General features: G+C 48.9%; 1 rRNA gene. It reads left to right on the top strand.

Going from position 1 to position 1,751, the window contains the following annotated elements:
- Positions 1–124: 124 nt before the first annotated feature.
- A 16S ribosomal RNA gene (locus FC80_RS01410) occupies positions 125–1,683 on the top strand.
- Positions 1,684–1,751: the final 68 nt, after the last annotated feature.

Here is a 1,751-nt window from a genome sequence, read left to right as displayed (position 1 = left end):
GTAGACCTTTGAAAACTGAACAAAGTTTCGACAAATCAAATGTGTAGGGTCTCTTGTTTAGTACAAGAGCAAACATTTGCGAAGTCAATTCGCTAGTAATTAATTATAAAGAGTCACAAACTTTTAAAATGAGAGTTTGATCCTGGCTCAGGACGAACGCTGGCGGCGTGCCTAATACATGCAAGTCGAACGCAAAACTTTCACCGAATGCTTGCATTCACCGAAAGTTTTGAGTGGCGAACGGGTGAGTAACACGTGGGTAACCTGCCCAGAAGAGGGGGATAACACTTGGAAACAGGTGCTAATACCGCATAATAATAAAAACCACATGGTTTTTATTTGAAAGATGGTTATGCTATCACTTCTGGATGGACCCGCGGCGTATTAGCTAGTTGGTAAGGTAATGGCTTACCAAGGCGATGATACGTAGCCGAACTGAGAGGTTGATCGGCCACATTGGGACTGAGACACGGCCCAAACTCCTACGGGAGGCAGCAGTAGGGAATCTTCCACAATGGACGAAAGTCTGATGGAGCAACGCCGCGTGAGTGAAGAAGGTTTTCGGATCGTAAAACTCTGTTGTTAGAGAAGAACGTATGTGAGAGTAACTGCTCATGTAGTGACGGTATCTAACCAGAAAGCCACGGCTAACTACGTGCCAGCAGCCGCGGTAATACGTAGGTGGCAAGCGTTGTCCGGATTTATTGGGCGTAAAGGGAACGCAGGCGGTTTTTTAAGTCTGATGTGAAAGCCTTCGGCTCAACCGAAGTCGTGCATTGGAAACTGGAAGACTTGAGTGCAGAAGAGGAGAGTGGAACTCCATGTGTAGCGGTGAAATGCGTAGATATATGGAAGAACACCAGTGGCGAAAGCGGCTCTCTGGTCTGTAACTGACGCTGAGGTTCGAAAGTGTGGGTAGCAAACAGGATTAGATACCCTGGTAGTCCACACCGTAAACGATGAATGCTAAGTGTTGGAGGGTTTCCGCCCTTCAGTGCTGCAGCTAACGCATTAAGCATTCCGCCTGGGGAGTACGACCGCAAGGTTGAAACTCAAAGGAATTGACGGGGGCCCGCACAAGCGGTGGAGCATGTGGTTTAATTCGAAGCAACGCGAAGAACCTTACCAGGTCTTGACATCTTCTGACAACCTAAGAGATTAGGTGTTCCCTTCGGGGACAGAATGACAGGTGGTGCATGGTTGTCGTCAGCTCGTGTCGTGAGATGTTGGGTTAAGTCCCGCAACGAGCGCAACCCTTATTACTAGTTGCCAGCATTAAGTTGGGCACTCTAGTGAGACTGCCGGTGACAAACCGGAGGAAGGTGGGGATGACGTCAAATCATCATGCCCCTTATGACCTGGGCTACACACGTGCTACAATGGACGGTACAACGAGTCGCGAAACCGCGAGGTTTAGCTAATCTCTTAAAGCCGTTCTCAGTTCGGATTGTAGGCTGCAACTCGCCTACATGAAGTCGGAATCGCTAGTAATCGCGGATCAGCATGCCGCGGTGAATACGTTCCCGGGCCTTGTACACACCGCCCGTCACACCATGAGAGTTTGTAACACCCAAAGCCGGTGAGGTAACCAATAGGAGCCAGCCGTCTAAGGTGGGACAGATGATTGGGGTGAAGTCGTAACAAGGTAGCCGTAGGAGAACCTGCGGCTGGATCACCTCCTTTCTAAGGATATAACGGAAACCTACACACGATAGTTGAAACTTTGTTTAGTTTTGAGAGGTCTACTCTCA

The organism is Liquorilactobacillus cacaonum DSM 21116, assembly GCF_001436735.1.
Classification (GTDB): domain Bacteria; phylum Bacillota; class Bacilli; order Lactobacillales; family Lactobacillaceae; genus Liquorilactobacillus; species Liquorilactobacillus cacaonum.
The sequence above is the reverse complement of the archived record's forward strand: the minus strand, read 5'-3'. Positions and strand labels throughout refer to the sequence as shown.